Source organism: Bacillus sp. OV322, assembly GCF_900112495.1.
Classification (GTDB): domain Bacteria; phylum Bacillota; class Bacilli; order Bacillales; family DSM-1321; genus Peribacillus.
On record NZ_FOMA01000008.1, the window covers coordinates 65,696 to 89,210 of the forward strand.

The 23,515-nt window shown below is 40.4% G+C and carries 18 protein-coding genes and 1 pseudogene; 13 read left to right on the plus strand and 6 right to left on the minus strand.

Annotation, left to right across the window (positions count from 1 at the left end; translation table 11 throughout):
• Nucleotides 1-286: 286 nt before the first annotated feature.
• On the plus strand, nucleotides 287-1,924 hold the full coding sequence (abc-f, locus tag BM126_RS18760; protein ID WP_090990957.1) for a ribosomal protection-like ABC-F family protein: 1,638 nt from the start codon (nucleotides 287-289) through the stop codon (nucleotides 1,922-1,924).
• Between the two features lie 105 nt (nucleotides 1,925-2,029).
• Nucleotides 2,030-2,590, plus strand: a complete 561-nt coding sequence (locus BM126_RS18765) for a cysteine hydrolase family protein (protein WP_090990958.1) — start codon at nucleotides 2,030-2,032, stop codon at nucleotides 2,588-2,590.
• Between the two features lie 306 nt (nucleotides 2,591-2,896).
• Here BM126_RS18765 and BM126_RS18770 read toward each other — a convergent pair whose 3' ends face one another.
• Nucleotides 2,897-3,727 (minus strand): methyl-accepting chemotaxis protein, encoded by an 831-nt coding sequence (locus BM126_RS18770; protein WP_090990959.1) that lies wholly within the window; start codon nucleotides 3,725-3,727, stop codon nucleotides 2,897-2,899.
• 783 nt (nucleotides 3,728-4,510) lie between these two features.
• Here BM126_RS18770 and BM126_RS18775 point away from each other — a divergent pair.
• From BM126_RS18775 to BM126_RS18810, 7 genes are all read left to right on the plus strand, one after another.
• Nucleotides 4,511-5,176: an HAD family hydrolase gene (locus BM126_RS18775; protein WP_090990960.1), complete on the plus strand. Its 666-nt coding sequence runs from the start codon at nucleotides 4,511-4,513 to the stop codon at nucleotides 5,174-5,176.
• A 202-nt stretch (nucleotides 5,177-5,378) separates the two neighbouring features.
• Nucleotides 5,379-7,763, plus strand: coding sequence for a phosphoketolase family protein (locus BM126_RS18780; RefSeq protein ID WP_090991041.1), 2,385 nt, complete (start codon nucleotides 5,379-5,381; stop codon nucleotides 7,761-7,763).
• Between the two features lie 801 nt (nucleotides 7,764-8,564).
• Nucleotides 8,565-9,068 carry a YfiT family bacillithiol transferase gene (locus tag BM126_RS18790; protein WP_090990962.1) on the plus strand — a complete coding sequence of 168 codons (504 nt, stop codon included), beginning with the start codon at nucleotides 8,565-8,567 and terminating at the stop codon, nucleotides 9,066-9,068.
• A 50-nt stretch (nucleotides 9,069-9,118) separates the two neighbouring features.
• Entirely contained in the window at nucleotides 9,119-9,559 is a 441-nt protein-coding gene (locus tag BM126_RS18795) for an SRPBCC family protein (protein ID WP_090990963.1), read from the plus strand.
• Nucleotides 9,560-9,680: 121 nt separating this feature from the next.
• Nucleotides 9,681-10,646, plus strand: a complete 966-nt coding sequence (locus tag BM126_RS18800) for an MBL fold metallo-hydrolase (RefSeq protein ID WP_090990964.1) — start codon at nucleotides 9,681-9,683, stop codon at nucleotides 10,644-10,646.
• Nucleotides 10,647-10,756: 110 nt separating this feature from the next.
• Nucleotides 10,757-11,623, plus strand: a complete 867-nt coding sequence (locus BM126_RS18805; RefSeq protein ID WP_090990965.1) for an alpha/beta fold hydrolase — start codon at nucleotides 10,757-10,759, stop codon at nucleotides 11,621-11,623.
• A 143-nt stretch (nucleotides 11,624-11,766) separates the two neighbouring features.
• Nucleotides 11,767-12,327: an AAA family ATPase gene (locus tag BM126_RS18810; protein WP_090990966.1), complete on the plus strand. Its 561-nt coding sequence runs from the start codon at nucleotides 11,767-11,769 to the stop codon at nucleotides 12,325-12,327.
• A 552-nt stretch (nucleotides 12,328-12,879) separates the two neighbouring features.
• On the opposite strand, the gene BM126_RS18815 is transcribed toward BM126_RS18810, so the two are convergent.
• Both BM126_RS18815 and BM126_RS18820 read right to left on the minus strand, forming a co-directional pair.
• Nucleotides 12,880-13,548, minus strand: coding sequence for a DUF2642 domain-containing protein (locus BM126_RS18815; protein ID WP_090990967.1), 669 nt, complete (start codon nucleotides 13,546-13,548; stop codon nucleotides 12,880-12,882).
• A gap of 27 nt (nucleotides 13,549-13,575) precedes the next feature.
• Entirely contained in the window at nucleotides 13,576-14,937 is a 1,362-nt protein-coding gene (locus BM126_RS18820) for an arsenic transporter (protein WP_090990968.1), read from the minus strand.
• 837 nt (nucleotides 14,938-15,774) lie between these two features.
• Here BM126_RS18820 and BM126_RS18825 point away from each other — a divergent pair.
• Together BM126_RS18825 and BM126_RS18830 are read left to right on the plus strand one after the other, a co-directional pair.
• Nucleotides 15,775-16,650 (plus strand): LysR family transcriptional regulator, encoded by an 876-nt coding sequence (locus tag BM126_RS18825; RefSeq protein ID WP_090990969.1) that lies wholly within the window; start codon nucleotides 15,775-15,777, stop codon nucleotides 16,648-16,650.
• A 107-nt stretch (nucleotides 16,651-16,757) separates the two neighbouring features.
• A complete protein-coding gene (locus BM126_RS18830; RefSeq protein WP_090990970.1) occupies nucleotides 16,758-17,921 on the plus strand; it encodes an iron-containing alcohol dehydrogenase in 1,164 nt (387 codons plus the stop codon).
• Nucleotides 17,922-18,284: 363 nt separating this feature from the next.
• Here the strand turns inward: BM126_RS18830 and BM126_RS18835 are convergent.
• Nucleotides 18,285-18,667: pseudogene (locus BM126_RS18835) on the minus strand (MerR family transcriptional regulator).
• 28 nt (nucleotides 18,668-18,695) lie between these two features.
• Nucleotides 18,696-19,406 carry an SDR family NAD(P)-dependent oxidoreductase gene (locus BM126_RS18840; RefSeq protein ID WP_090990971.1) on the minus strand — a complete coding sequence of 237 codons (711 nt, stop codon included), beginning with the start codon at nucleotides 19,404-19,406 and terminating at the stop codon, nucleotides 18,696-18,698.
• 310 nt (nucleotides 19,407-19,716) lie between these two features.
• On the opposite strand from BM126_RS18840, the gene BM126_RS18845 reads away from it, so the two are divergent.
• Nucleotides 19,717-20,694 (plus strand): ring-cleaving dioxygenase, encoded by a 978-nt coding sequence (locus BM126_RS18845; protein WP_090991042.1) that lies wholly within the window; start codon nucleotides 19,717-19,719, stop codon nucleotides 20,692-20,694.
• Between the two features lie 42 nt (nucleotides 20,695-20,736).
• On the opposite strand, the gene BM126_RS18850 is transcribed toward BM126_RS18845, so the two are convergent.
• Entirely contained in the window at nucleotides 20,737-21,618 is an 882-nt protein-coding gene (locus BM126_RS18850; protein ID WP_090990972.1) for an SMP-30/gluconolactonase/LRE family protein, read from the minus strand.
• Between the two features lie 602 nt (nucleotides 21,619-22,220).
• On the opposite strand from BM126_RS18850, the gene BM126_RS18860 reads away from it, so the two are divergent.
• Entirely contained in the window at nucleotides 22,221-23,480 is a 1,260-nt protein-coding gene (locus BM126_RS18860) for a CYP152 family fatty-acid peroxygenase CypC (RefSeq protein WP_090990974.1), read from the plus strand.
• Nucleotides 23,481-23,515 lie beyond the last annotated feature (35 nt).

Here is a 23,515-nt window from a genome sequence, read left to right on the forward strand (position 1 = left end):
CATGCGCTTTTTTTCTGCCGTAATTAACTATTTCATATATGCTGGAGATATGTTACAATTTTTTTAATAACGACCGAGAGGATGATGGGTGGCCAATGGATAACTAACCTATTTTTTATCATTTGAAATTGCATATTTCAAATCATATAACATAGGATTAGTCTGCCCATTTTCTTTTAACTGTAAAGCTATTAACAATAGCTTATTCGAGTATGCAAAACGCGGCTAATCCTTCCAAAATATTGGGAGGATTTTTTTGTTCTCCCTTAAACGAGGGATGGATTGTATGAAAGAGCTTATGAAATTACAAAATATATGTTTTGAAATCAAGGATCATGTTGTTTTTGAAGATGTGAATGCAAGTGTACAGCAAGGAGATATCATCGGTGTCATTGGCAGTAATGGTGCTGGAAAATCCAGCCTGCTTGATATTATCAGCAATAACAGGGTTCCAGCGCAGGGGCACATACGCTGGCTCCAGCAGGACTTGAAGGTGGTGTTGGTTGAACAGGAAACCGAGTCTTATTCTGTGGAAGGAAGAAACCCTGCTGAGGCCAAATTACTGGAAAAATGGCATGTGCCAGTCCATGATTACCGGACATTAAGCGGCGGAGAAAAACTGAAAGCACGTCTTGCCGCAGGCTTTTCAATGGACGCAGATCTTTTGCTGCTGGATGAACCGACGAACCATCTTGACTCGCAAAGCTTAGAATTTCTTCATAAACAAATTAAAAATTATAAAGGCACCATCATTTTTGTTTCCCACGATCGATATTTCCTGGATGCTGCGGCAACAAAGATTTGGTCGATCGAAGGCAAAAAACTCATTGAACACAAAGGGAATTATTCCAGTTATATGGAGGCCCGAAAATTGAAAAGGCTCACCCAGCAGCGGGAATATGAAAAGCAGCAAAAGATGATGGAAAATATTCAGGCTCAAATGAATGAGCTTAATTCCTGGTCGCAAAAAGCCCATGCACAATCAACAAAACAAGAAGGTTATAAAGAGCACTATCGTGTTAAAGCAAAACGGATGGATGCACAAGTGAAGTCAAAACAAAAACGTCTTGAAAAAGAACTTGAGAAGGCAAAAGCAGAGAAGCTCGTGCCGGATCATGATGTGCGATTTTCTATGAAAGCAAATAATAAGACCGGCAAGCGGTTTTTAGAAATGAAGAATATCACAAAATCCTTTCACGGACGGACACTGTTCCAAAATGTTAATTTCACGATTCAGCATGGTGAGAAGGTATCCATATTAGGACCAAATGGCAGCGGAAAGACGACTTTACTGAAAGTGATTGCCGGACTGGAACGTGCACAGGGTGAGGTATGGGTATCGCCATCTGCAAAAATTGGCTATTTAACGCAAGAGGTATTCGATTTGCCTCTGGATCAAACTCCCGAGAAGTTGTTTTTTAAAGAAACCTTCCAGGAGAGAGGGAAAGTCCAGACACTGATGAAGAATTTAGGGTTTTTGGCATCACAATGGTCAGAACCTATCGGGAATATGAGCATGGGTGAGCGCGTGAAATGTAAGCTAATGGAATATATATTAGAAGAAAAAGATGTGCTGATGTTAGATGAGCCGACGAATCATCTTGATTTAGCTTCACGGGAACAGCTTGAAAAAACATTGTCTGAGTATAATGGCACATTAATCGTTGTGTCGCATGACCGGTATTTACTCGAAAAAACAACAACAAGCAAACTTGTTATTACCAATCATCGCATTCAAAAACAATGGAATGGAGAGGAAGAAAAAAAGGGTGATCAGGATGAATGCCGGTTAAGGCTTGAAACAGAAAGACAAGAAGTATTAGGGAAGCTAAGCTTTCTCACACCAAAAGACAAAGAGTATCAAAAGCTGGATTTGAAATTTATAGAGCTAACCAAACAAATCCAGCAGCTATTGAAGGAATAAATGATGATGTAAAAAAGTAAAAAAGAGGATATAGGGGTTTTGAGGCGAAATATGTGGATTAAAGGGGCGAATCTACGAACGAAATGAGGGGAAGGAGTTTTTCTATTGAATCAAGCGTTGCTGGTCATTGATGTTCAACAAGAGCTGGTGGATGGAAATAACGAAAATAAAAGTGTGCACAATAAAGAAACATTGCTTAATCACATTAATTTGGTGATTGATAAGGCACAAGAATCAAACGCATTAGTTGTCTTCATTAGAGACACAGATGTGGCTGGCGGTGAAGGGCCAGGTTTTCAGATACACCCTGAAATCAAGGTGCCGGCGGCTGCCAAAATATTTAATAAAGCAGCAACCAATTCGTTTTATAGTACGCCGCTTCTCGGCTATTTAAAGGAAAATGAAATCGGGCATCTTGTTATCATGGGATGTGCAACTGAATATTGCATAGACACTGCGGTCAGAACGGCAACAGTGAACCAGTTTGATGTTACCCTTGTCGGGGATGGACATTCAACCACTGATTCTTCCATTTTGTCTGCTGAACAGATAATAAGCCACCATAATAGAATTCTGCATGGCCATTATAATGTTGACAATTTTTCTGTGGTCCGTGCAGCAGAAGAGGAATTATTCCAGCCAACCCATGACAGCTATCGCAGCTGATACGGCTGGTAAAATAATTGAAAGATCATGCCCTCACGGGGCATAGTCATCCGGCAATTTGGAACTCTCGCCGATATATTGAAGCTGTTTATGGTGTTACATTTATAGAGGCATTCCGCTTAAACTTGGCATAGATGTGACTGTTGAAAATGTCTATAACAGAAAAGTTAAATCCATATAGATGAATTCATCAATACAGGAAGGAGGATAAACACTATCCTCCTTTTTGCATTGGTAACCTATTCACCTGCTGCTAACTTGTTATATCCTTCCTAAATGAAGCGTTAACATGAAGAATTAAAATTATTATAATTTTAAAGCATAGTTGTTTAATTCCTTACTCATTGTTTCTATTTTTACAATAAATGAAGAGAGTTCTTCTGTTGATTCTGCCTGTGCATTTCCAACTCGAACTACTTTGTCAATAGATGCTGTGATATCAGTCATAGACTTTTGGATGTTGTTTAAAATTGTACGGATTTTTTCTGTAGAAGATACTGTCTCATTGGAAAGTTTCCTTATTTCGTTTGCTACTACACCGAAACCCGCTCCTTTTTCTCCTGCTCTGGCAGCTTCAATTGCAGCATTTAAACCTAAAAGGTTTGTTTGGTCTGCGATTCTTTTTATAAAAGAAAGGACATCATCGGTATTATGTACTTCTTTTGCAGCTTGATTTGACTGCTCAAGAAGTGTATGAGTAATTTCTGCCAGACCTTCTGCACTGTTGGAGATGTTAGTGATCCTATGATTTGCCTGTGTGATAGAATCGACTATTTGCTCAGAGATATTTCGCAAGTCTCTTTCATTCTGTTTTTGCAATTGAATGGCTAATGCACCAATTACTTCACCATTATTTAAAATAGGTGCTGCTAATCCAGTAAAAGGAATACCAAATAACTCCTCCGGTATGTCTTGTTCAATCCGTTCGTTATTTCTAATACAATCCGCCAGTGGTTCCTTAGGATTTATTCTTTGGCCGGGTTTTAAACCAATATTGATTTTGTTTCCAGGATAATAAACCAGCCATTCCTCAGTGTTAGCCAAGCCGATCGATAGTTCTGGCAGCATAGAGTGAACAATAGAAAGCGCTTTAATATAGGGGGTTAGAATATTGGTATCTTGTTCTATTTTAGTCATTGCCGGCACCTCTTTTAGTTATAATTACCTATATACATATTAGCACTTTTTACCTAGCAGTCTAACTTATTTTTAGATTTATTAAATAATTATATTTAGTCCTGAATAACCTATATATCTTGATTACAGAAATTGATCCTGAATCAATCCCTGTGAATGTGCCTGATTGTGCCTGATTAAAATAGGAATCTAAATCTATCTTTAGGCCTTTTTCATATTACAATTTTGTAGTAAAGTAAATTTAAACTAAATAAGGGAATAAGATGAAATTAAACTGCAATATTGTAGCATGTATATTAGCAGCAGATTGTCCTGAAAAAAATGGATGTCAAATTCAATAAAGCGATCAGACGTTTAATAGCCATAATTTTAATTTATAGCTCTTTTCTTAGAGATTGTTGTTTTTTTAATTTGTTATGTGAGCCGTTCCCATTGTCAAGTCAGGTTGATTGGAGCGTAAGGTGCGAGATTCCTGCGGGATGAGCAGAACAGCCGAGGAGGTTCACCGGCTGCCCCGCGGAAAGCAGCATCCTGGAGCGGAAATCAACCACCTTTTCATACCAACAATGTTTACGGAAATAGCCTAATATATTTTAAACTTTAATCTGAATTATATTTGAATAGTTGATAGTTTTTCATCTCCTTCAAATATTGGTTGCGGAATATAAAGTAAGAGAAAAGAAGGATGATAATATATTAACTTTTGTTTGACCATTTTTTGGTCATAATTAGCAATTCCCTTATCATTTATTTAGGACTCTAAGTTATAAAGGAGAGGAAAAGATGTCTCAATCAGTCATTTTTGATATGGATGGAACACTATTTCAGACAGATAAAATATTGGAGCTATCACTTGATGATACATTTAATCATTTGCGGTCATTAAATAAGTGGAATGAAGGAACTCCTATTGATAAATACAGAAATATTATGGGTATACCGCTGCCGAAAGTATGGGAAGCACTGCTGCCTGATCACTTACAGGAAGAAAGAGAACAAACGGATGCTTACTTTCTCGATAGGCTTGTTGGCAACATAAAAAGCGGGAAAGGTGCTTTATATCCTCATACTGAAGAGATTTTCCGTTATCTGAGAGAAAACGATTATTCAATATACATAGCGAGTAATGGGCTAATAAAATATTTACAAGCAATCGTGAGCTATTATCATTTAGACAAGTGGGTTACTGAAACCTTCAGTATTCAGCAAATACCAACACTGAATAAAGGGGATTTAGTCCAATCAATCATAAAAAAATATGATATAAAAAAAGCGGCGGTGATCGGTGACCGTCTTTCGGATATCAATGCGGCGAAAGATAATGGATTAACTTCCATAGGATGCAATTTTGATTTTGCACAAGCTGATGAACTCGCACAGGCTGATTATGTAATAAATGACTTAATTGAACTAAAAGAAATTTTGCCTGATTTGAATAGGGTTGAGTGATAAAGGCTGCCGCTGAAGCAGCCTTTTTTATTTTCAAAAATGTATAAAGGAAATATTAAAAATCGGAATCTAACAGAGAAAATAGGGTAGGTGTATATAGTAAGTGCTGATGTTCAAGGGATTTCCTTTGAAGATTTGTTTCAGGTGTAACTCCAAGTTACACAACTTTAGGAATTATGGAAAATAAGGAGTGTTTAACATGATGCAGCGACATTTAAATCAGGATGAATATTCCTCTAGAGAATATATGGATAAACTCGATGCCTATTGGCGTGCAGCTAATTATTTATCAATAGGGCAGCTTTATTTAAAAGATAATCCTCTGCTAAGAGAACCGTTAAAGGCTTCTGACATAAAGGTAAAACCAATCGGGCACTGGGGCACCATTCCGGGGCAAAACTTTATTTATGCCCATTTAAACCGGATAATTAACAAGTATGATTTAAGTATGCTTTATATTGAAGGGCCTGGCCACGGAGGACAGGTTATGGTTTCCAACTCATACCTTGATGGCAGTTATAGTGAAATTTATCCGGAAGTTTCTCAGGATACAAATGGAATGAAAAAACTGTTCCGGCAATTCTCATTTCCTGGCGGTGTAGCCTCACATGCGGCCCCCGTCACACCAGGTTCTATTCATGAAGGGGGAGAATTAGGATACTCGCTTTCCCATGGTGTTGGAGCCATTTTAGATAATCCCTACTTGATTGCTGCTGTCGTCATTGGCGATGGTGAAGCGGAAACAGGCCCATTAGCAGCTTCATGGTTTTCAAATAGATTCATCAATCCGGTAAATGATGGCGCTGTTCTGCCGATTCTTCATTTGAATGGTTATAAGTTAAGTAATCCAACTATTTTATCGCGTATGAACGATGAAGATTTAACCAAATATTTTGAAGGAATGGGCTGGGAACCGTTTTTTGTCGAGGGCAGCGATCCTAATAACATGCATGGAGAAATGGCAGAAGTGCTGGACCAAGTGATTGAAGAAATCAAAGCAATACAGCTTAATGCCCGTGAATCTGGCATGTCTGATGATTATTCCTGGCCAATGATTGTTTTTCGGACACCTAAAGGCTGGACAGGACCTAAAGAAAGGGATGGAGACCCGATTGAAAATTCATTCCGTGCGCATCAGATTCCTCTCCCTGTAAGCCAGAATAATATGGAATATGCTGAAGCATTGACTGATTGGCTAAAAAGCTATCAGCCTGAGGAATTATTTGATGAAACAGGCCGGTTAATACGGGAAATTGCGGATATCACACCTAAAGGCGATAAACGCATGGCCATGAACCCTGCCGCAAATGCGGGTAAACACATCAAGGACCTGATTTTGCCGAATTTCCCTGACTATGCTATTGATAATACCATTCCAGGCAAGGAAACGGCCCAGGATATGTCTGTTTTGGGTGAGTATTTAAAAGATGTAATAAGAAAAAACCAGGATAATCGCAACTTCAGGATATTCGGTCCTGATGAAACAATGTCTAACCGCCTGGCGCCTATATTTGAAGTGACAAACCGGCAATGGGAGGCGTCCATTAACAGTCCCAACGATGAATCATTAGCTGTTGAAGGACGTGTCATTGATTCCCAATTATCCGAACACCAAGCTGAAGGGATGCTGGAGGGTTACGTTTTAACTGGCCGTCATGGTTTTTTTGCCAGCTATGGATCCTTTCTGCGTGTTGTTGATTCAATGCTGACACAGCACTTCAAGTGGCTGCGTAAATCAGCAGAACAAAAGTGGCGGGATGATATTCCTTCGTTGAATATCGTTTCAACTTCAACTGTGTTCCAGCAGGACCATAACGGCTATTCACATCAAGACCCGGGAATTTTGGGACATTTGGCTGACAAGAAACCCGAATTTATACGGGAGTACTTGCCAGCAGATGCAAACACGCTGTTAGGTGTCTTTGACAAAGTTTTAAATGACAGACAAAAAATCAACTTAATTGTTTCTTCCAAACACCCGCGTCCACAATGGTTTTCTGCTGCTGAAGCAAAGGAATTAGTGGATAAGGGCTTAAAGAGAATTGATTGGGCAAGTACAGATAACGATGCTGAACCCGATCTTGTAATTGCTGCTGCAGGAACAGAACCCACACTGGAAAGCTTAGCGGCAATCAGCTTATTGCATGAGCGGCTTCCTGACCTGAAGATTCGTTTTGTCAATGTGGTGGATATACTGAAACTCAGAAGCCAAAGGTTGGATCCCCGGGGATTATCAGATGAAGAATTCAACCATTTTTTCACAAAAGATAAACCAGTTGTTTTCGTATTCCATGGCTTTGAAGGCTTAATCAGAGACTTGTTCTTTGACCGCCAAAATCGAAACGTACACATCCATGGCTATCGTGAAAATGGCGATATCACAACTCCATTTGATATACGTGTCATGAATGAGATGGATCGCTACAGCTTGGTCAAGACGGCAGTACAGAACCTGCCTGATGATCAGGCAAAGGCACATATCACTCAAGAAATGGACGAAGTGCTCGAAAAGCATTACCATTATATTCGTTCTGAAGGTAAGGATTTACCGGAAGTGGAAGATTGGGAATGGAAGGAACTTAAATGATTAACATCCTTCACCCCAATGAAAAATAACTAATGAAAAGCTCCAATGCACAAGAAAAGTGCCTGAACCTGAAAACAGGATCAGGCACTTTTTGGTTCAAATGCACAGTCCCGCCTTGACTTCTCCATAGATTACTAACTTCCGCGCGCAAGCCTTTGGCACGATAACGTCCTGGAGCATAAATCAACGGGTCATTTTAACAGAGGCTAGAGGCTATTCTTAAAGCCTCTTTCAGCCGTCCATAATGATAGAATCAAGATTTTTTTTTCTTAGTACTGCTAAAACTCTATGAATCTCACCCATTATTGTATGAAGCCAGCATCTGAAGTGTAAGATCAGCAGACAAGTTTCTCATACTTAAGGAAATCTTAAGGATTTCCCAATTTAATGGGAAACAACTGAGATGAATATGCTGATTTGGAGGAATTTATTTGAAAAAGAATTATACAAAAATTGTACTGGACTTAATGACGGCAATCACTTTTGTACTGTTAATGAATCCGAGAGTATTTTAATTTATAGAAACAGAGGAGAAGATCCGGCTGCCTTGTTAGGCGGCTTTATTTTGTTCCATAAAAGAATGAAATCAATCGTAAATCTTTCATTTGATAGACTGTTTTTGAAAAATGCTTCTGGTATGGAACAAGGTAGCGGATTTCCGCTTCTGGCTCTCAGATCTCATCTCCTTACGTAAGCTCCAAGTTTGATTAAGTTACCTGGCTGTGAAGGATTTAGCTAACTAATAAAGAATTTAATCATGATAATTATCTTTTGCAGGAAATCATAAAGGAGGAGTATCAGGTGGATGCAAGATATCCAGTAGGGACATTTATATGTAATGATGAGATTACAAGTGATGTAATTGATCAATGGATAAAAGAGATTGAGGATTTACCCGGTTTATTGCGCGATTCTGTAAGTGGCATGGATGATGTGCAGCTTGACACGCCATACCGTGCGGGAGGGTGGACAGTCCGCCAAGTCGCCCATCACCTGGCAGATAGCCATATGAATGCCTATATCCGCTTTAAATTGGCCCTTACGGAAGTAAATCCTGTCATCAAGCCTTATGATGAAGCGGAATGGGCGGAGCTTCCGGATTATAAGCTGCCCATTGGCGTTTCATTATCCCTGCTTGAATCCTTGCATATTAGGTGGACAGAGCTTTTACGCAGCTTAAGTCCGGCAGATCTTGCAAAGACATTTATCCATCCGGAATCCGGCAAAGTTTCAGCTGCCGAAAATATAGGCATTTATGCCTGGCATGGCCGGCATCATCTTGCTCATATTACTTCTATAATATAAGTTAGAAAAATGGAAGAATCAAAAATTTACTTAATGGGAGTTGATTTAGCGTGGATACGCAAGTAACAGCGAAGTTTAAAATACTCAAGCCGGCTAATGAAGTGTTTGAAGCTATAGCAGACCCTGAAAGAATGTCTAATTATTGGTTTTCATCAGGAACTGGAAGAGTGGAGCAAGGCAAGACGATTACTTGGAGATACGATGAATACAATGCAGAAGTGGTGATAAATGTATTGGAAGTCGAGGCGAATAAGAAAGTCATGTTCTCCTGGGGGGGCCGGGGCCAAGAAACGATTGTGAAAATTACGCTAAAAAAGCTGGATGATACGAGTACAATCATTGAAGTAAACGAAGCGGGTTTGAGAGAAGATGACCCTGAAATAGTAAACAAAATGATTGGACAAAAAGAAGGGTGGGTATACATGTTAACTTGTTTGAAGGGTTATTTGGAAAATGGTATCAATAATTTAAGGGCATCTTTAATCCATTAGGTAACGCCTAATGAAGTCTTTTGGCTTTTTAGACAAAAATAAAAAACTTTTCTGAGCGGCGTATTTTAGTTGAATTAGGAATATGGATACATATTAATGACAAAAGAATAGGAGATCATCCATGAAAAAATATCAAAATCAAATACCAACTGTCATGAATATGGGAATCAGGTCTATGTTCAGCATGTTAAGGGATTCATTGTCAGGAAGAGCCGGGCGAAGGCCAGCCGCTTCCATCGATGCACGGGCCTTTAAGCAGGCTGAGTCTATCACGGCCAGTGATGCACCCCGGGTCACGTGGTTCGGCCATTCGGCTTTTTATCTTGAAATGGAGGGCAAGAGGCTGCTCTTTGATCCAATGTTCGGCTCTCGCCCTTCGCCTGTTTCGTGGGCAGGCACAAAACGGTATACTCGAAGCTTTCCTGTGCAGCCTGATGATTTTGTGGAGCTTGATGCAATCATTATATCCCATGATCATTATGATCATCTTGATTACCTGTCCATCCGCCAATTAAAGGACAAGACCCCGCGGCTGATTGTGCCGATGGGTGTGCGCCAGCACTTGATTAAGTGGGGGGTTCCTTCTGAGAAAATTACCGAGCATAACTGGTGGGATGAGCTGAAATTGGACGGGCTTACACTGGCTTGCACACCTGCAAGGCATTTTTCTGGAAGAGGTTTGTTTAACCGTGATTCAACCCTCTGGTGTTCATGGGTGATTGCCGGCCGGGAGACTAAGGTTTTCTACAGCGGAGATAGCGGATATGGACCTCATTTCAAGGAAATTGGCGAAAAATACGGTCCCTTTCATTTGACGCTGCTCGAATGCGGGCAATATGACGAGCGGTGGTCTGCAATTCATATGATGCCGGAACAGACCGTGCAGGCTCACCTTGATCTTGGCGGAAATCTGTTAATTCCCGTTCATTGGGGAGCTTTTACACTGGCCTTTCACTCATGGACAGATCCCGCTGAGAGGGTAACGAAGGCGGCACGAAAACATCAGATTGACATTTCAACACCCAGAATCGGTGAAACAGTCTTATTTGCTTCCGGGCAATATCCAAATACCTCCTGGTGGGGATAGCTATATGTTATATGTTATATATTATATATTCTTTAAAGTTACTGGAGTTTAATGTTACCTGCTGATAAAAGATGATGCAGGAGCTAAATAATGAAAAGGGGGAGTTAGTTATGCCATTTTGCAAAGTCGGTCAATTGAATATTTACTATGAAGAGATTGGGGAAGGCATTCCGGTCTTGATGATTCATGGGTTTTCTCCAGATCACAGATTAATGAAGGGCTGTATGGAGCCTGTTTTTAAGGATAGAGCAGGGTGGAGACGTATTTATATCGATCTTCCCGGGATGGGGAAAACAGAAAACTACAGTCATATAAGGAATTCAGATGAAATGGCGGAAGCAATATTACTGTTCATAGAGACTATGCTACCTGATCAGCCATTCCTGATTGCCGGGGAGTCTTATGGCGGCTATCTAGCAAGAGCAATCATTAATAATAGGAAGAAACAAATCTTAGGTGCTGCGTTTATTTGTCCCGTCATTTTTCCTGAAAAAGAAGATCGAATATTGCCCCAACATACAGTTGTCTTTAAAGATCATCAATTTATGGATACCTTGACGGAAGAGGAAGCAGAGGACTTCAGCCGTCATCAAGTTGTTCTGGATGAATACAACTGGCTTAGATATACCAATGAAGTGTTATCCGGCTGCAAAATAGCAGATCAGGATTTCTTATCGAAGATACAGGACAATTATGGATTTTCTTTTAATCCAGATGAAGGCTTGTTTGAAAAACCAAGTGTATTTCTTTTGGGAAAACAAGATTCTGTTGTCGGATTTCAAAATGCCATTGAACTGATGGATAAATTCCCAAGATCAACTTTTGCTGTATTAGACAGAGCTGGCCACAATCTTCAAATCGAGCAGTCCCGGCTGTTTACATTACATATCATTGATTGGCTGGAAAGGGTAAAAGAATACATGACTGAAGCATTCTGTTTTGCTGAACAATCGGGTGCAGAAGGCAGCTGTGATTAAAAGGATAGATTCAAGGTTTACAGAGATTTTACTGTTTTCAATCATCCCCGGCAATGTCAGTGCCTTATTGTCTGGCTGACAGGCTGTTATGTATGATTCAGCACTTGGTATTTAATGAATATTGTCGGCAAAAAGGAGAGCGTATGAAATTTGTTCTGATATTTGGACCTCAGGCAGTTGGTAAAATGACCGTAGGACAAGAGTTAGCGGATATAACGGATTTAAAGCTTTTTCATAACCATATGACAATTGATTTAGTGAATCCCTTTTTTGACTACGGTACGAAAGAAGGAAATAGGCTGGTAAGTCTATTCCGCCAGGAAATATTTGAGGAAGTATCGAAAAGTGATTTGTATGGGCTGATTTTCACTTATGTATGGGCGTTTGACCTCCAGGCAGACTGGGATTATGTTAATAAAATCAGTGCCATTTTTGAGTCCCGGGGCGGCAGTGTTTATTACGTAGAGTTAGAGGCTGATTTGAAAGAAAGGCTAAAGCGGAATAAAAGCCACAATAGACTTGAACATAAGCCAACAAAAAGGAATATTGAGAATTCTGAAGCTGATCTAAAGAGCACCATGCAAAAGTACAGATTAAACTCTTTTGAGGGTGAAATTAACAAGGGGAACTATTTAAAGATAAATAATACAAATTTGAGCCCAAAGGAAACTGCTAAAATCATTAAGGAAGAGTTTGGACTGTAATCGTGTCTGGAACGTTTTGCGGGAGTTTAGCAGATGGAAGATTACATTAATTAAGTATGGTTAATTATAAGAGTCCAACTAATTAAGAATCATCTAAGCGTCGTACAAAACGGGAACGGAAAAGGGCAAAGAGCCTTATTTATAGCAGAGGAAAATAAAAAATAAAATAATCAGCCAGTTCACGGCTGACTTATTGGAAAGAGGGATTTTTGAGGAAAAGATTTGCAATTATATCTAAGAAATTGAATGTAAAGGTAAAGCAGACAGAGGCTGTTTCAACTTACTCAACGATACCTTCAGATACAAACGGAAGATAGCGCATTCAAGGCTATCTGCCCGCACTAATATGTCTCATATCTTGACTCTATAAGTGAAGCTGGTTCTCTAATTTTCTTTTTCTGTTTTTTTGTATCCTCTTACTATTTCAGATGTGTGTTTGTTGGCAAACACAAGGTGGACTTTTTTATTTTGTGTATAAAACTAAATATAACGTACCTGGTTGACTGTGGTTTAGAGATGAATATAAAAAGTCTGCATCATTAATCTAAATAGTTACGGCAATTGTATCGTTTTAATGTGCTCCACATTCCAATACACCGCTTCCCCTTCAGCTGTTATCAAAATCATTTTGTTATTTCTTATCTTTTGGAGTAAACCAATTTTTTCAGGGTGGTCCCCGCCATCTAGTATAATTAATTGATTTTCAAATTTAGCCAACTGTTCACTAAAGGATCTGGCTAATGGAGCGGTTTTGGGCATTAGGGGCAGATCTTTACTCTTTAAGGAATACGGCGTTGTATTTGGCGGGTATGGAATTAGCCATTTTACATGGTTCATCGAAATAAACATTGATTTATACACAGGGGAATGAAAAACAAAATAGTCATTCATAATACTAGTTAAATAGCCATGGATGGATTTATTTCCTGTCACGTAAACCTGAACAAACGAGCCTTTAGCAATCGTTAATGCTTTACGAAAGGATATAGTATCCGTTTCAATCGGATTATCTGAAGGGGGATCATAAGAGGTATCTTCCTCCTCTTTGATGATTTCTTTAAATCTCTGAATATGAACCGTTGGAATGTAAATAAATGAATGTCCATCGTATAGCACTATGATGTCCAGCCCGGCATCTAGCAGGTTTCCTATATGAAAATTACCTCCAGAAATTTCCACCTCAATTTTCTTCCCTATTAAATCTGCAAAATCTATCAGCATCTTAATTCTCCTTTTCTAGAAATAATCTTATCGTTCAAGAACTCCGCCAAACAGCCAAAAAACCCAATAATATAAAACGATTAAAGTGAATAGCAGAACAGGCGGAATTACAACACTCGTAACTTTTACATACTCCCACCAAGTGATTCTTACTTTTCCTTTTCTAACAATATGCATCCACATCAATGTAGCGAGCGTTCCCATAGGAAGCAGTAAGGATCCTATGTCGCTGCCAATCACGTTTGCCAGATAGGCAACTTTCAAGGAAAGCAGATCTAGGTCCATATGTGTTAACGTGAGGGTTCCGACCATGAGGGCTGGGTGATTATTGAAAATATTGGAGAGTACAGAAAGAAGGATACCCATCATGATACTCGCATGGAGCAGGCTTCCAGATACGATAGGCCGCATGAATCCAATCAGCCAGTCCGTTAAACCAATGTTATTCAAACCATAAATAATGACATACATACAAAAGGCGAAAACGATAATATACCACGGCGTCTTTTTTAACATATCGCCAGGAGGTATTTTTAAATAAGCCCATCTCCATATTAAAAGGATAAACGAGCCGATAACAGCCATAAGGGAAACAGGAATATTCACAAATGAAGCTACAAAGAGACTGATCCGTACAGCAAAAACAAATAGAAGAACATTCCGCATGAATTTTGATCGTTCTTTTTCCGAAGTATGCGGATATCCTGTTTTGAGCGGATGGTAAGATTTAAGTGAAAACCCGGTTACTGTAGAAGGAATTGTCTTTGGTAAAACTTTGTAAAATCTCAGGAACAGGAGCCCGACTAGCAATAGAAGGCCAAGTGTTGCAGGTACAAACATCATTGCCGTATGCAAGTACAAACTCATGTGCACGATTTTCAGGGCGATTAGATTTACAATATTACTAACACCAATGGGAGCGCTAGAAGCAGTGGCTATCAAACCCCCTGAAAGTAAATAAGGGATTTTTTGATGATTTTTTAAGCGCATGTTATTTAATAACATGACTAGAATTGGGGTTGTGATTAAGATACTGCCATCGTTATTGAAAAAGAGTGTCATGAGAAAACATAAAAGATTCACATACCAGAATAAGCGAATCCCTGACCCTTTTGCTTTGGCAGCAAGTTTTTCTGCCATCCAATTAAAGAAACCAAAACTTTCTAAAACAATTGCCATGACAATGGTCGCCACAATGGTAATAGCTGCACCACTTATAGTGCCGGCTATTATAGCCAGGTCCGATATTGAAACACTCCCGCTAATCACAATGATAATCGCACCAATTGCAGCAGGTATGGCCTCATTTATCCCTCTAGGTCTCCATAGAATAAATCCGAGGGTAACCAAAAAAGTTAATATGGTTATCCAGGCGGTTAGATGAATCATATTTGTTCTCCTTTCATCCAGCTAGTTTTCCTTTATGTTTCTCCGAGACGGCCACACCTCCTCATTAAGTAAGTCCGCTCTTGTCCCCCCCATCCATCTGTCCCTCTTGTAATGTTGTCCTATATTTATATGTATCGCGAATAAGACAGGCTTTAGGTTTGTACCCGTTTTTACATAATTCCGCATGAGTCTATAAAGGAACTGGAATGTAAGTAAGACAATAGGAACTCGGAACTCACTAATGTGGTTGTAATTTTAAAATAATTTACAGCACCTAAAAATAGATAGGAATAAAGTGATTGATGTGAGGGTGAATCACTGGGAAGGGGTGTTAAGCACGGAAAAGACGAACATAATAAATAAACAAAAAGATAGTGTTTCTTCAGACATGTTAAAGATGGCCTCAAGACTTATATCAATATTTACAAGACTAATAATCATGCAAACACAGGCCAGGGTGTAAAAAATGAGGGAAGTATAAAATGAAAAATGAAACAAGCAAATATGGCTCAAGCAAAGAATGGGAAGAAGACAATCCAAAAGCATAGCTCACGAAATTTTTTTATGCTCCTAACTTGTATTAAAAGGTTAAATGTTCAAATGTAAATGTTGAGTAGACTGTGATAGTCTCTTTAGCCAGGCAGCTTATGCAGAAAATGCAGTCTAGACAAGGGTTCACCTTAATTTAATCAAACGTTTGATTAAATTAAGGAATGATAAAAACAGGATGCATGCCGTCTGTTACTGAGAGCAGACTTCCCCGGTTTGTGCAATCCTGCGATTTTATCTATAATACTCCTGCGGTACTTTGTAATAAAAACATATGGGAGGAACTTTGTGGATTTAAACTATTTTTATACCTTTAAGGAAGTTGTTAGATGGGGGAGCTATACCAGAGCTGGTGAGACGCTTGGTTATGCCCAGTCCAGTGTGACTACCCAAATTAAGAAGCTGGAGCAGCATTACCGGGTCAGGCTCTTTGAAAGGGCTGGGGGAAGGATGCGGCTGACACTGTCTGGTGAAGAGCTCTATTATTATGTTGATAAAATTCTGGCCCTTGCTGAGGAAGCCGAAGAAAAACTATCTAAGGAAAGCAATCTTAGAGGGACGCTGCGTATCGGGACGGTAGAGTCGCTTGCTGCATATTTCATTACCCCTTACATTAAGCAGGTTAAAGAAAAGCATCCGGAATTGAAGATTCTGCTGGAAGCTGGCCTTTGTCCGAATTTAACAGAAGGAACACTTGAGGGTAAGTTCGATATCAGCATCATACTGGACCGGTACAGGGAGCATCATGAGCTGACCACGATACCAATTCGCGAGGAAAGGCTTGTCATGGTGGCAGCGGCGGACCATCGGCTGCAGACACTGGATGAAATGGATTTGAAGGAGCTTTGTGAGGAAACCGTTATACTGACAGAAGAAGGATGTCCGTACCGGGTGCTGCTGGAGCAGCTTCTTCAAAAGGAAGGTGTGCAGCCGAAATCTGTTATTTCATTTAGCAGCCTGGAAGCCATCAAGCAGTGTGTCGCGGATAATCTGGGGATTGCTATATTGCCTGAGATTGCAGTGGAAAGCGAAATCAGGAGCGGCAAGGTGGTAAAGCTGCCATTTCATCATGAGCAAGCGAAATTATATACCCAAATTATTTACCAGAGGAAAAAGTGGCTGTCTCCGCCGCTGAATCAATTAATCGGACTTCTAAAGAGATAGCTGTATTATCAATAATATTGATAGTTGATATCAATAAGTATCAATAATTAGCCTTATCTTGTCTGTGCTAGAATGGTACTGCAATCTATTTATAATGAGGTGCTGAAATGAATACATTTTTACAATATAACCCGACAAAATTATATTTTGGCAAGGGAGAAGTCCGGCAATTATCAGCGGAACTTAAAAAAGGCATGAACGTTCTGCTTGTATACGGAGGCGGAAGTATTAAAAAAAATGGTGTGTATGATGAGGTCATCATTGAACTTGAAAAAATGGAAGCGAATGTGTTTGAGTTATCGGGTGTTGAACCCAATCCCCGTTTATCCACTGTACATAGAGGGGTTGAAATCTGTAAAACAGAAAAAATCGATTTCTTGCTGGCGGTCGGGGGAGGCAGTGTAATTGACTGTACCAAAGCAATATCTGCAGGTGCTAAATATGATGGAGATGCATGGGAGCTGATTACGAGAAAAGCCCCCATTGCTGAGGCTCTTCCTTTTGGGACTGTTCTGACACTTGCTGCTACCGGCTCTGAAATGAATGATGTTTCCGTTATTACCAACTGGGAAACAAAAGACAAGCTGGGCTGGGGCTCGATGCTTGTGTACCCTGCTTTTTCAATCCTGGATCCAAGCTACACATTTTCCGTTCCGAGTGACCAGACCGTTTATGGCATTGTGGACAGCATGTCGCATGCACTGGAAAGTTATTTCCACCGTACAGAAAACACACCAATGATTGACGGCTTTATCGAATCGCTTTTGAGAACAGCGATCGAAACGGCTCCCAAATTGCTTGAGGACCTCCATTCCTTTAAGCATAGAGAAACAATGATGTATATCAGCACTACAGCTTTCAATGGTTCTCTTGCAAACGGAACAGATGGGGGAGACTGGGCAACACACCGTATCGAACATGCAATTTCTGCGATTTATGATATTCCCCATGGCGGCGGATTGGCGATTCTTTTCCCAAACTGGCTGGAGCATGTTCTTGAAGAAGATCCTTCCCGTGTAAAACAGCTGGCTGTTAATGTTTTTGGAATTTCACCAGAAGGAAAAAGCGAATATGAACTGGCAAAGGAAGGCGCTAAAGCTCTGCGTGATTTCTGGAATTCAATAGGTGCTCCTAGCACATTGCGCGACTATGGGATTGATGATAAGGAATTTGATGCGATTACAGAGAAAACCTTTATCAAGCCAGGTGTGGGAATGTATAAAAAAATGGACCATGCCAGTGTCCGTGATATTTTAAAAAGATCTCTATAATCATACTAAAGGCCAAACGTTTAGCATGAACGTTTGGCCTTTTTTTGCCGGATCCGTAAAAGGTTCCTGGCACTCCTGCTGATCGCACCTGACTAATCCATCTTCAATCAGCAGTTCTTTAACCTTTTTTTATAAGGCTGTTTTCGTAAACTTTGTTGCTGCCTGAACAAGGGGTTGATTTTCGCTCCAGGATGCTCGCTTTCCGTGGGGCGGGCGGTGAGCCTCACAAGCAATGCTTGCGGGGTCTCACCTTCCCGCTAATCCCACAGGAGTCTCGCACCTTACACTCCAATCAACCCGGTTTAACAACAGGTTCGCTTCACAGAACAATTAAAAAACAACAATCTCTAAGAAAAGAGCCTTTTATAAAGATTTATTAGTGTCTTTTATAGCCATTTCATGTTCATATTTTATAACTTTCTGCTGAATCTTCTTCAGGTTTTCCTGTGTTTCGCGAATTTGCTGAAGGATGCTGCTTTCTAGCTGCTTGATCATTTCTAATCGTTGAGGAAGTGTATCCTCATCCCCATTCATTGTCCATTCAATGAACTGTTTGATTTTTTGGCATTCCCGTGTGTTTTAAAAATAAAATCATTTCAAGAAACTTTAGGGCGCCTTCGTCAAAAATCCGGTCTCCCTTTTCGTTTCTCTTAAGAAAAGGCAGCAAACCTTTATTATCATTGTAGCGCAACCCGAGAAATGATTAGCTGATTTATTTTTGCAGCTTGCCCGATTGTATAATTCATAGCAGTCTTCCTTACAGGGATTATTGTGTTACCAAGGGATAATTCCGTTCTTATCCAGTATTTTTCCGTTATAACTTTTGTCGCTTAATGCATAGGCAGTAATGATATGTGCACTTTCTGCCGTTGTATTGCCGCCTGGTGCGTTTCCATTAAGATCGGTTGTGGTAAAGCCGGGTGTAACGCCAAATATTTCAGGGCCATCTGAACCAAATTCTTTCCCAAAGGCTAATGTTAAAGCATTGAGGGCAGTTTTTGAAGAATTATAGCCTAATGCATTGATTGGGGCGACTTCTCCGTTATCAAACATTGTTTGTGAAGACATATCGGTAGTTACGTTAACAATTTTACCTCTATGAGCTTTTTTTACTAATGACATGAAAGCCTGTATCATTTGGAAGGTTCCAAAGAAGTTAACATCGAATGCTTGGCGCAGTGTTTCTAACTTTAATTCACTCGGCAAAGTATGAAGATCTAATGAGATACCGGCATTATTGATTAGTAAGTCCAAGTGGTTTGTTACTTCGAGAATTTGATTTACCGAGTTTTGAATCGACTGTGTATCGGAAATATCAACTTGGATGAACGAAACATTTGAAAGCCCTAATGACTTTACAGCTTCCTGTCCGAGTTCTTCACTGCGGGCTCCTAAAAATACATGAAAATTATTATTAGCTAATTGATGGACGATATCATACCCTATCCCTTTATTAGCGCCTGTTACAAAAGCAAATTTTGTCATGGTTATTCCTCCAATCTCTATATTGAAAAGATATAGCCTATACCCAGGTTTAGGTCAAGGGTTTTTTGTAGTTTGTTTGACGGAAAGAATATAGTATTCCTCAACATAGTTTCCAAACAGCGGGAATATAATAAGCAGCTTTTAGGCAATTTACATGCTTATCAATTGATTGACAGAGTTTGGATGGCGTGATATTATTATCTCGAATTAAAGATATATGAATTGAAAATAGATAAAATGATTTGTGCTTCTGTAAACAGGGAATTATGAAGGAATACAGGTTAAGACAAAATAATGGAGGAATGCAATGATGAATCATTTAAAAGGAATACACCACGTTACAGCTATTACCAGCAGTGCAGAAAAGAATTATGAATTTTTCACATATGTGCTGGGCATGCGCCTGGTAAAGAAAACGGTCAACCAGGATGACATTCAAACGTATCATTTATTTTTCGCGGACGATGTAGGCGGACCTGGAACAGATATGACATTTTTTGATTTCCCTGGCATCCCTAAAGGCATACATGGAACGAATGAGATTTCAAAAACAGGCTTCCGCGTACCAAGTGATGCAGCACTGGATTACTGGGTAAAACGTTTTGACCGTCTTCAGGTCGGGCACACGGGCATTAAGGAGCAATTCGGCAAAAAGGTGATTTCATTCTCAGACTTTGATGACCAGCAGTACCAGTTGATTTCAGATGAGAAAAATGAAGGGGTACAAGCAGGCATACCATGGCAAAAGGGTCCAATCCCTTTAGAATATGCCATTACTGGCCTTGGGCCGATTTTTGTCCGCATCGCCCAGTTTGATTACTTCAAGGAAATGATGGAAAAGGTTTTAATGTTCAAAGAAATCGCTAAAGAAGGCTCATTCCATCTGTTTGAAGTAGGCGAGGGAGGAAACGGGGCATCGGTCATCGTTGAACATAATAATGTTCTTCCACAGGCACAGCAGGGCTTCGGAACCGTACATCATGCAGCATTCAGGGTAGAAGACCGCGCTGTTTTAGAAGAATGGATCACTCGTATGGAAAGCTTCGGATTCCATACATCAGGCTATGTGGACCGCCACTTCTTCGAATCATTGTACGCGAGAGTCGCACCGCAGATACTTTTTGAATTTGCTACAGACGGCCCCGGATTCATGGGAGACGAACCTTACGAAACGCTTGGCGAAAAATTGTCCCTGCCGCCGTTTCTCGAAAATAAACGCGAAGAAATTGAAGCAATGGTGCGTCCAATTGATACTGTAAGAAGCACGAAGGAACTTGTGAAAGAATAAAAAGAAGCGGCGGAATCCGTAAATGGAGGTTCCGCCGCTTTTTTATTTGTCATTAAAAGTTTGTGCTGGAAGACCTTTAACTCCAGTTTTTACCTTGAATAATCCTCCTGACAAAGGATACTTTGCCAGCTGTTCATCGTTCATGCCTTCTCTAGCTGTCGTGATATATAATTCACTTAAATCTTTTCCTCCAAAGGTACATGAAGTGACATTCAGCGCTGGAATCTCAATTGAGGACAATGGTTTTCCAGTTTGCGGATCCCACCTGGATACTTTGGAACCTCCAAAGTGGGCTATCCAAAGCATGCCTTCTTCGTCAATGGTCATTCCATCGGGCATTCCTTGATCGTCCGGAAAATCAATAATCTCAATCGGATTTTCAATCCCGCCTGTTAAAATATGAAAATCAAAGCGAAGCACCTTCTTAGTAGGCGTATCAATCAGATAGAAAAATTTGTTGTCGGGAGACCAGGCCAATCCATTTGATAAGCTTAATTTATCCCACTTTTTTATTGTTCTGAGATCTGTATCCAAGCAATAAAGAGCACCTTGTTCCTTATTGTCCGACATGTCCATGGTTCCAGCCCAAAAACGGCCTTTGCTGTCGCATTTTCCGTCATTGAATCTGTTATTTGTCAAATGGATTTCAGGTTCGCTGATCCGGGAAATTTTTGCGGTTTCCAAATCTAAAAAATAAAACCCGTTTTCTAATGTGATAACTGCTCCGCCACTGGTTCTTGGAACAATAGCGCTGACACGCTCTTCCAGCTGGATTTCGCGGTTTTCATTTGCAGCTGGATCGAAAATACATACCTTTTTCTCTTCAATGTTAACCCAATACAAAAGATGTTTCTCCGAATCCCAGCAAGGCCCCTCACCAAGTACGGCTTTTGCGTCAAATACCAATTCTGCTTTTTCCGGCATACTAAAATCCCTCCGCCAATTTTAAAATTTATTACACAATCTTTTCTATAAGCTGTTTTCGTAACCTTTGTTGCTATGAAACAAAGTGGTTGATTTCCGCTCCAGGCTGCTCGCTTTCCGAAGGGTCTTACCTGTTCTGCTAATCTAAGCAGGAGTCTCGCATCTTACGCTCCAATTAGCCTGACTTAACAATGGGAACGTCTTAAATAATAAATTTAAAAAACAACAATCTTTAAGAAAAGAGCCTTTCTATAATTACCGGTACGTCAACATTCAATGCATCTCACATTCACTTTGGCTCCGTGCTGTAGAATTCGGCTTTTTTGCCTCTCCGGGAGCTGCAGCAGCGCACCCCATCGCTTGTCCAAAATTAACATACATAGCCTTGTGTCCGCTATATAGCTGCAGATGCATACGGCGATGTCCATAGCGTATCAAAAATTCGCCTATCCCACTTTTCCACAAATTCACCAGGCATAAACTGTACAGGGCTCTGGTTCTTAAATTTTCTCCTGATAATTCAATGTACATTGTGTGTTTCCTTTTGGAATGAAGATGGGAATAACTTAGAAGAAGAAAAATATACATTGGAGCTGATATTCATGCCGAATAACGGCCAATTGCCAAGGGACAGCGGTTTAGATCATACGCTGGGCTTATTAAAGGAAGGGTATTCATACATTTTGAACAAGCGCTACAGCATGAAGTCTGATATTTTTGAAACACGGCTGCTTGGGCAGAAAGCCATTTGTATGGGCGGGGCGGAAGCGGCAGAAATATTTTATGATCCTGAAAAATTTAAGAGAGAGGGGGCTGCACCTAATCGCGCCAAGGAAACTTTATTTGGAAAAAATGGTGTTCAGGGACTTGATGGGCAGGACCATAAGCACCGGAAGGCCATGTTCATGTCCCTTATGTCTCCTGATAGAATAAGTGAATTGACACGCATTGTCACAAAGCAGTGGGAGCTGGCCGCACATAGCTGGGAAGGAATGGATGAAGTACTGCTATATGAAGAAGCACAGAAAATAATGTGCCGGACTGCATGCCATTGGGCAGGGGTTACCGTTCCTGAGGAAGAAGAGAAAAGGCTGGCCGCGGATTTGGCTGCCATGTATGAATCTGCAGCGGCAGCTGGTCCTGCCCATTGGAAGGGAAGGCATTCGCGCAACCATGCTGAGAAGTGGATTGGAGAGCTTGTTGAAAAGGTTCGCGAGGGGAAGGTGAATCCTCCGGAAGGTACTGCTCTTCATACTTTTTCCTGGCATAAGGACTTGGAAGGGAACCTTCTGGATACTGAAACCGCGGCGGTGGAGGTGCTTAATATTTTGCGGCCAATTGTGGCTATTTCTGTATTCATCAACTTCCTTGTGCTGGCGGTCCATCATTATCCGGATGAAAAGGAAAAGCTTAGATCCGATAATGAAAACTATGCGCAAATGTTTGTACAGGAAGTCCGCCGCTTTTATCCTTTTTTTCCTTTTGCTGCAGCACTGGTAAAAAAAGATTTTATCTGGAGAGATTATAAATTTGAAGAAGGCACCTTAACATTGCTGGATCTTTATGGAACAAACCATGACCCGCAAATCTGGGACAGTCCCGATGTGTTTAATCCCGGGCGTTTCGCTGGCTGGGAAAGCAGCCCCTTCAGCTTCATACCTCAGGGAGGAGGCGATTATTTTATGGGACATCGCTGTGCAGGCGAATGGGTTACGGTTGAGGTACTGAAGACGAGTCTGGATTATCTTGTGAATAACCTGGAGTACACGGTTCCTGCCCAGGATTTGAGCTACAGCATGGTCAAGATGCCAAGTGTTCCTGAGAGTAAAGTTGTGCTCAGTCAGGTTAAGCGCCGCTTATAATTCATAATTCAGCAAAAAAATACATGATGGATCCA

Coding starts and splice junctions, on each gene's coding strand:
- BM126_RS18815 (WP_090990967.1), bottom strand. CDS start 13,548: ATGCTGATAGATTTTGCAGATTTAATAGGGAAGAAAATTGAGGTGGAA.
- BM126_RS18840 (WP_090990971.1), bottom strand. CDS start 19,406: ATGACAAAATTTGCTTTTGTAACAGGCGCTAATAAAGGGATAGGGTAT.
- BM126_RS18860 (WP_090990974.1), top strand. CDS start 22,221: ATGCCGAATAACGGCCAATTGCCAAGGGACAGCGGTTTAGATCATACG.
- BM126_RS18850 (WP_090990972.1), bottom strand. CDS start 21,618: ATGCCGGAAAAAGCAGAATTGGTATTTGACGCAAAAGCCGTACTTGGT.
- BM126_RS18805 (WP_090990965.1), top strand. CDS start 10,757: ATGCCATTTTGCAAAGTCGGTCAATTGAATATTTACTATGAAGAGATT.
- BM126_RS18800 (WP_090990964.1), top strand. CDS start 9,681: ATGAAAAAATATCAAAATCAAATACCAACTGTCATGAATATGGGAATC.
- abc-f (WP_090990957.1), top strand. CDS start 287: ATGAAAGAGCTTATGAAATTACAAAATATATGTTTTGAAATCAAGGAT.
- BM126_RS18830 (WP_090990970.1), top strand. CDS start 16,758: ATGAATACATTTTTACAATATAACCCGACAAAATTATATTTTGGCAAG.
- BM126_RS18780 (WP_090991041.1), top strand. CDS start 5,379: ATGCAGCGACATTTAAATCAGGATGAATATTCCTCTAGAGAATATATG.
- BM126_RS18770 (WP_090990959.1), bottom strand. CDS start 3,727: ATGACTAAAATAGAACAAGATACCAATATTCTAACCCCCTATATTAAA.
- BM126_RS18775 (WP_090990960.1), top strand. CDS start 4,511: ATGTCTCAATCAGTCATTTTTGATATGGATGGAACACTATTTCAGACA.
- BM126_RS18810 (WP_090990966.1), top strand. CDS start 11,767: ATGAAATTTGTTCTGATATTTGGACCTCAGGCAGTTGGTAAAATGACC.
- BM126_RS18820 (WP_090990968.1), bottom strand. CDS start 14,937: ATGATTCATCTAACCGCCTGGATAACCATATTAACTTTTTTGGTTACC.
- BM126_RS18845 (WP_090991042.1), top strand. CDS start 19,717: ATGAATCATTTAAAAGGAATACACCACGTTACAGCTATTACCAGCAGT.